This is a genomic window from Streptomyces sp. NPDC059695, from assembly GCF_042733785.1.
Classification (GTDB): domain Bacteria; phylum Actinomycetota; class Actinomycetes; order Streptomycetales; family Streptomycetaceae; genus Streptomyces.
The window spans coordinates 13,034-20,093 of sequence record NZ_JBHWFF010000026.1 but is presented as its reverse complement, the minus strand read 5'-3'; the positions used below and the strand labels follow the sequence as shown (position 1 = coordinate 20,093).

The 7,060-nt window shown below is 75.8% G+C and carries 6 protein-coding genes; 3 read left to right on the top strand and 3 right to left on the bottom strand.

Features of this window, described 5'->3' with window-relative positions; all coding sequences use genetic code 11:
- Positions 1–146: 146 nt before the first annotated feature.
- From ACFV2S_RS27995 to ACFV2S_RS27985, 3 genes are read left to right on the top strand one after another with little or no spacing between them, the layout of a single operon-like run.
- Positions 147–1,901 carry a beta-galactosidase family protein gene (locus ACFV2S_RS27995; RefSeq protein WP_385564669.1) on the top strand — a complete coding sequence of 585 codons (1,755 nt, stop codon included), beginning with the start codon at positions 147–149 and terminating at the stop codon, positions 1,899–1,901.
- Positions 1,898–2,569 carry an HAD family hydrolase gene (locus ACFV2S_RS27990; RefSeq protein ID WP_385564666.1) on the top strand — a complete coding sequence of 224 codons (672 nt, stop codon included), beginning with the start codon at positions 1,898–1,900 and terminating at the stop codon, positions 2,567–2,569. The genes ACFV2S_RS27995 and ACFV2S_RS27990 overlap by 4 nt, the downstream gene beginning before the upstream one ends.
- Before the next feature lie 34 nt (positions 2,570–2,603).
- Positions 2,604–3,812: a glycosyltransferase gene (locus ACFV2S_RS27985; protein WP_385564663.1), complete on the top strand. Its 1,209-nt coding sequence runs from the start codon at positions 2,604–2,606 to the stop codon at positions 3,810–3,812.
- A 10-nt stretch (positions 3,813–3,822) separates the two neighbouring features.
- Here the strand turns inward: ACFV2S_RS27985 and ACFV2S_RS27980 are convergent, their stop codons facing one another.
- The 3 genes from ACFV2S_RS27980 to ACFV2S_RS27970 form a co-directional block, all read right to left on the bottom strand.
- Positions 3,823–4,290, bottom strand: a complete 468-nt coding sequence (locus tag ACFV2S_RS27980) for a MarR family transcriptional regulator (protein ID WP_385564660.1) — start codon at positions 4,288–4,290, stop codon at positions 3,823–3,825.
- 124 nt (positions 4,291–4,414) lie between these two features.
- Positions 4,415–5,488, bottom strand: coding sequence for an acyl-CoA dehydrogenase family protein (locus ACFV2S_RS27975; RefSeq protein WP_385564657.1), 1,074 nt, complete (start codon positions 5,486–5,488; stop codon positions 4,415–4,417).
- Entirely contained in the window at positions 5,485–6,867 is a 1,383-nt protein-coding gene (locus ACFV2S_RS27970) for an MFS transporter (RefSeq protein WP_385564654.1), read from the bottom strand. Before ACFV2S_RS27970 ends, ACFV2S_RS27975 begins: the two co-directional genes overlap by 4 nt.
- Positions 6,868–7,060 lie beyond the last annotated feature (193 nt).

The following is a 7,060-nucleotide window of genomic DNA, read 5'->3' as shown; positions in this document are numbered from 1 at the left end:
AGGGGGCCGCGCGGGGGCCCGCCGCGCGCGTGTGGGCGCCCCCCCCCCCCCCGGGCCCACCCCCCGCCCCCCCCCCGCCCCCCGGGCCCCCCCCCCCGGCCCCCCCCCCCCGGCCCGGCCTCCCGCACCCGAGGAGCACCACCACCATGCCCCGCCTGGAGATCGCCGACGACGGATTCCGTCTCGACGACCGCCCGTTCCGCATCATCTCCGGAGCCCTGCACTACTTCCGGATCCACCCGGAGCAGTGGGCCGACCGTCTCCGCAAGGCCCGCGCCCTCGGCCTCAACACCGTCGAGACCTACGTGCCGTGGAACCTGCACGCCCCGCGCCGCGGCGAGTTCCACCTCGACGGCGCCCTCGACCTGCCCCGCTTCCTCGACGCGGCGGCCGCCGAAGGCCTCCACGTCCTGCTCCGCCCCGGCCCGTACATCTGCGCCGAGTGGGAGGGCGGCGGGCTGCCCTCCTGGCTGCTCACGGACGAGGACATCGTCCTGCGCAGCCGCGACCCGCGCTTCCTGCGGGCGGTCGACGAGTACCTCGGCGCGCTCCTGCCGCCGCTCCTCCCCTCCCTCGCGAGCAACGGCGGACCCGTCCTCGCGGTCCAGGTCGAGAACGAGTACGGCGCCTACGGCGACGACACCGCGTACCTCGCCGAGCTCGCCGGCCTGCTCCGCCGCCACGGCGTCGACGTGCCCCTCTTCACCTCCGACCAGCCGGCCGACCTGGCCCGGGGCAGCCTCGACGGAGTCCTCGCCACCGCCAACTTCGGCAGCCGCACCGCCGAGGGGCTCGCCGCACTGCGCGAACACCGGCCCGAGGGCCCCCTGATGTGCATGGAGTTCTGGATCGGCTGGTTCGACCGCTGGGGCGGCGTCCACGCCCGCCGGGACCCGGCCGACGCCGCGGCCGAGCTCGACCTGCTGCTCGCCGCGGGCGCCTCCGTGAACGTCTACATGTTCCACGGCGGGACCAACTTCGGCTTCACCAACGGCGCCAACGACAAGGGCACCTACCGGCCCACCGTCACCTCCTACGACTACGACGCCCTCCTCGACGAGGCCGGGGACCCCACGCCCAAGTACGCCGCCTTCCGCGAGGTCATCGCCCGTCACGCGCCCGTGCCCGAGGGGCCGCCCCCGGCCGCCGCTCCCAAGGCGGCCTACGGAGCGGTCGAACTCTCCCGCACGGCGGCACTGTTCGACCGGGCCGACGTCCTCGGCGTGGCGAAGACCGCCGACCGGCCGCTGTCCCTGGAGGAGCTCGGCCACCCCTTCGGCTTCGTCCTCCACGAGACGGACCTGCCCACGCCGGGACCGGTCGTCCTGCACGCCGAGCACGTCCACGACCGCGCCCAGGTCTTCGTCGACGGCCAGCCCGTCGGCGTCCTGGAACGGGAGAACCACGAACACGCCCTCGCCTTCACCGTGCCCCGCCCGGGGGCCCGGCTCGCCGTCCTCGTGGAGAACCAGGGCCGCGTCAACTACGGGCAGGCGCTCCACGACCGCAAGGGCCTCCTCGGCCGCACCACCCTCAACGGCACCGCGCCCGCCCTCTGGCACAGCCGCGCCCTGCCCCTGGACCACCTGGACGGCATCGACCTGCGGCCCGCCGACCCCGCCCGGCCGCCGGTCGGGCCGGCCTTCCACGGGGGCACCCTCACCGTGGACGAGCCTGCCGACACCTACCTCCACCTCGACGGCTGGACGAAGGGCCTGGCCTGGATCAACGGCTTCCCCCTGGGGCGCTACTGGTCCCGCGGGCCCCAGACCAGCCTGTACGTCCCCGGGCCCGTCCTGCGTACCGGAGCCAACGACGTCACCGTCCTCGAACTCCACGCCGCCACCACGCGCCGCGTCCACCTGCGGGACGCGCCCGGCCTCGGGGCCACCGAGGAATGAGCCGCGTCCCGACCACCGGACTCCAGGCGGTCCTCTTCGACATGGACGGCACGCTCGTCGACACCGAGCGGCTCTGGCTGCGCACCGTCGAGGAGGCGGCCCTCGGTCTCGGCCTCGCCCTCACGGAGGCGGACCTCCCCTCCGTCCTGGGCCAGGCGATCGAGCCCTGCGCGCGGCACCTCGCCTCCCGCACGGCGCGGGCCGCCGATCCGGCGCGGCTCGCCGCCTCCCTGGAGGCACGCTTCACGGAGCTGGTGCGCGGGCGGGTCGAGCCGCTGCCCGGAGCCGTGGAACTCCTCACGGCGCTCCGGACCGCGGGGACGCCCACGGCGCTGGTCTCCGCCTCACCGCGACCGGTCGTGGACACCGTCCTCGACGTCCTCGGACGGCACCTCTTCGTCACGTCCGTCGCCGAGGGGGAGACCCCGCGCACCAAACCGTTCCCCGACCCCTACCGTGCGGCGCTGACCGCGCTCGGCGCCGATCCGGGCCGCTGCGTCGCCGTCGAGGACACCCCGACGGGCGTCGCGTCGGCGGAGGCGGCGGGCTGCGCGGTCCTGGCGGTGCCCTCGTACACCGCGGTTCCCCCGGGACCGCGCAGGACGGTCGTCGGCACGCTCCTGGAGGTGGACCTCGCCCTCCTGGGACGGCTGGCCGCCGTTCCGTGAGACAGGACGGCGCCCCGGCGCGGAGAATCGCACCATGCGCATTCTGATCATCACCGCCGGTTCCCGGGGCGACGTCGCACCCTTCACGGGCCTGGGGCGGAGGATGCTCGACGCCGGCCACGAGGTCGCCGTGGCGGCCCACCCCTCCTTCGCCGGCCTCGTCGAGGGGTGCGGGCTCGCCCACCGGACCGTGCCCGGGGATCCGCAGGGGCTGATCCGGGGCTGGGCGCGGGCCGCCTCGCGGGAGGAGGCCCAGGCACTGACGAGGGCGTACGCGGACGGGATCGCCGACGGGGTGGCCGAGGCCGTGGCGGGCGGAGCCGACCTGCTCCTCACCGCCCACGGCCCGGCCCCGCTGAGCCGCACGGCCGGCGCGGCCTTCGGCATCCCCGTCGTCGGCACCTACCTGGTCCCGTCGTTCGCCACCCGGAGCTTCCCGCTGCCCAACGCACGGGGCACCGAGGACCCGGGCCCGGAGGGCAACCTCGCCGCGGGCCGGGACGTCCTGAGGCGCGTCGAGAGCGTCTTCGCGGGCGCCGTGACCCGGCTGCGCGACCGTCTCGGGCTGCCCGAGGGCACGCCCTCGGCGGCGGCGGACATCCGGCCGGCCTTCCACGGCTACAGCCCGCTGGCGCTGCCGCGCCCCGACGACTGGCCGTCCGGCGTGGAGGTGCCGGGCTACTGGTGGCCGGCGCGGCCGGACGGCTGGCGGCCCCCGGACGAGCTGGCCGACTTCCTCCAGGCCGGTCCGCCGCCGGTGTTCCTCGGGTTCGGCAGCATGGCGCCGGGTGAGGGGGAGCGGCTCAGCGGTCTCGTGGCCGAGGCGGTGAAGCGGGCGGGCGTGCGCGCCGTCGTGCAGGCGGGCTGGGCGGAGCTGGGCGGCGCGGGCACGGACGTCCTGAACATCGGCGACGTCCCGCACGACTGGCTCTTCCCGCGTACGGCCGCCGTCGTCCACCACGCCGGTGCGGGCACCACCGGGGCCGGTCTGCGGGCGGGCGTCCCCGCCGTGCCCGTCCCCGTCATGGCCGACCAGCCGTTCTGGGCGGAACGGCTGCGCCGGCTGGGAGTCGCTCCCCGGCCCGTGCCGTTCCAGGACCTGACCGCCGAGTCCCTCGGCGACGCGATCACGGCCTGCCTGTCCGATCCGGCCCTGCGCCGCCGCGCCGCCGAACTCGCCCGGGGGATCGGCGAGGAGGACGGAGCGGGCGCGGTGCTCGCCCACGTCGAGACGCTGGGCTGATGGCGGTGCCTCAGTCGACGGAGCGCCCGGTGTTCCGCAGCATCTGCCGGAGCACCTTCAGCGCGGTGACGTAGTCGGCGTCGTCGATGCCCTCGTGGATGCTCGCGCGGATGGCGGGCCCGTACTGCTTGAGGTCGACACGGGCCGCCTCGCCCGCCTCGGTGATCCACAGCCGACCCTCGTCGTCGAGGCGGAGCCAGCCGCGCTCGACCAGGGTCCGCGACTCGGTCGTCAGGTCGTCCTCGGCCCTCAGGTAGGAGCGCATCGCCTCGCGCAGCTCGGGGAGGGTCATGCCCTGCCCGTCGGGGGAGATGTCGTTCACGGACAGATTGCGCAGGAGCCAGAACTGGGGCTGGGTGAAGCCGTGTTCGGCCTGGCGCTCACGTGTGAAGGCGATGAGGGCCTCGTAGGCCAGTCCGGTCCAGTACGCGGCCGGCTGGGTGGCGAGCTGGGCGTCGGTGAGCGATGTCGTCGTCATGTCCGGTACTCCTCAGGGGTGTTGTTCGCAACGAGGAACACCGTAGAACCTCAAGTTAGGTGGAGGTCAAGCCCGGGGCGGTGGAGGACGGGGACGCCGCGCGTACGTCGGCGCCCCCGCCCCCTCAGGCCGCGGTCAGGCCCAGGTCCGCCGCGAGCCGGGCGCGGTGCCAGGCGGGCGGGCCGAAGAGCTGCGCCGAGCCGTGCGCCCGCTTGAAGTAGCGGTGGGCGTCGTGCTCCCAGGTGATGCCGATGCCGCCGTGCAGCTGGATCATCTCGCCCGCCACCGCCGAGAACGCCTCCGAGCAGGCGGACTTGGCCGCCGCCGCCAGGCGGGTCAGACCCGGGTCGCCCGCGGCGGCCGCGAAGGAGGCGCCGAGCGCCGCCGAGCGCGCCGACTCCACCAGGACGTAGGCGTCCGCGAGACGGTGCTTGACCGCCTGGAAGGAGCCGATCGGCCGGCCGAACTGGACCCGCTCCCGCGCGTAGGCGAGCGTGACGTCGAGGCAGCGCGCGGCGGCACCGGCCTGTTCGGCGGCGAGGGCCGCGCAGGCCACGTCGAGGACGTGCGCGAGGATCCGTCCGCCCGCGCCCTCCGCGCCGACGAGCCGCCCCCGCGCCTCCGTGAGGACCACGCGGGCCTGCGCCCTGGTCGAGTCCATCGTCACGGTCGCCGAGCGGGCCACTCCGAGGCCGTCCACGGGGACCTCGAAGAGCGACACCCCCGCTCCCGTCCGGGCCGCGACGAGCAGCGACCCGGCCTCCGCACCGTCGAGGACGTGCTCCTTCGTCCCCGTGATCCGCCACTCCCCGCCGGGCGCCGCGGTGGCCTCGGCGCGTACGGCCGACGGATCCCAGGAACCGTTCTCCGCCCACGCCAGGGCGCCCACCACGGCGCCCGAGGCCAGGTCCGGCAGCAGCCGCGCGCACGCCTCCGGGTCGTCCGAGGCGAGCAGCGCGGACACCGTGAGCACCGCGGAGCCGAGGTACGGGACGGGGCTCAGCTCCCGCCCCAGCTCCTCCATCACCACGTGGACCTCCCCGGCCCCGTACCCGGCGCCGCCGTACTCCTCGGGGACGGCGAGTCCCGCGACGCCGACCTGCTCGGTCAGCGGCCGCCAGGCCGCCTCGCCCGGACGGCGTCCGAGCACGGCCCGCACGGCGGACCGCAGTTCCTCCTGTTCCTCCGTCGGCCTCATGCCTCTGCTCCTCTCGATGCGGTACGGGTGGGGGAGTGCGCGGCCGGAGCCGCCGGGTCCTCCGCCGACAGGTCCCGGCCCCGGGTCTCGGCCGTGCGCCGGACGGCGAGGGCGGTGACCAGGCCGCAGACGACGGCGAGCAGCGCGAGGGGGCCGCTCCGGGCCTCGTCCGAGGCCGAGAGCAGGCCGCCGGCGAACATCGGGGTGAAGCCGCCGCCGATCAGCGCGGCCAGCTGGTAGCCGAGCGAGGCGCCGGTGTACCGGACCCGGGTGCCGAACAGCTCCGAGAGCAGCGGCCCCAGCGGCGCGTACATCGCGGACTGCACCACCTGGCCGACCACCATGCCGAGGACCAGCAGCGCGGGTGAGCGCGCGTCGACCAGGGCGTAGACCGGGAAGGCGAGCAGCACCACGCCCACCGCCCCTCCCGTCACGACGGCCCGGCGGCCGACGCGGTCGGAGAGTGCGGAGAACAGCGGGATGGAGACGAGGCCGGCGACCGAGGTGAACAGGAGCCCGGTCATCACCTCGGAGGTGGCGTATCCGATGGCCGTGGCGTACGTGAGCATGAAGGTGCTGATCAGCGCCGTCAGGGCGAACGGACCGATGCCCACGGCGCACGCGAGCACGAGGTTGCGGGGCCGGCGCAGCACCTGCGCCAGCGGCACGCCCGGCTTCTCGTCGGCTCCGCGGGTCCGGGCCGCCCGCTGGAACAGCGGGCTCTCGCTGATGCTGACCCGGACGTACAGACCGATGCCGAGGAGCACCGCGCTGAACAGGAACGGGACGCGCCAGCCCCAGGACAGGAAGGAGGCGCGGGGGAGGAGCGAGACGAGGGTGACGGCGACCGTGGAGAGCAGGAACCCGAGGGGGGAGCCCATCTGCAGGACGCCGCTCCACAGGCCGCGGCGCCGGGGATCGGCGTGCTCGACCACCATGAGCGTCGCGCCGGCCCACTCCCCGCCGATGGCGACGCCCTGGACGACGCGGAGCAGCACCAGGAGGACGGGAGCGGCGACGCCGATCGTCCCGTACGTCGGGAGGACGCCGATCAGGAGGCTGGCCACGCCCATGAGGGTCATGGTGAGGACCAGCATGGACTTGCGGCCGAGCCGGTCGCCGAAGTGGCCGAAGACGGCGCCGCCGAGCGGGCGGGCCACGTAGCCGGCGGCGAGCGTGCCGAAGGCGGCGACGGTGCCCACGGTGGGGTCGGACTCGGGGAAGAACAGCTCGCCGAAGACGAGCGCGGCCATCGTGCCGTACAGCAGGAAGTCGTAGTACTCGATGACGGTGCCGAGCAGACCGGACATCGCCACCCTGCGCAGCAGGGCGGGGTCCGAGGGTCTCTCGGGGGTGTGCGGGGACGGTGCGGGGGACACGCGGGCTCCCGGGTGCGGTAGGGATGCGGGGACGATGGGCGGGGAGATGCGGCGGACGGCGAGCGGTGGGGGCGCCCGGGGCCGGCGGCGGGGGGGGGGGGCCCCCGGGGGGGGGGGGGGGCCCCCCGGGGGGGGCGGGGCGCGGGGGGGGGGGCCGGGGGGGCGCGGGGGGGGGGGGGGGGGGGCCGCGGGG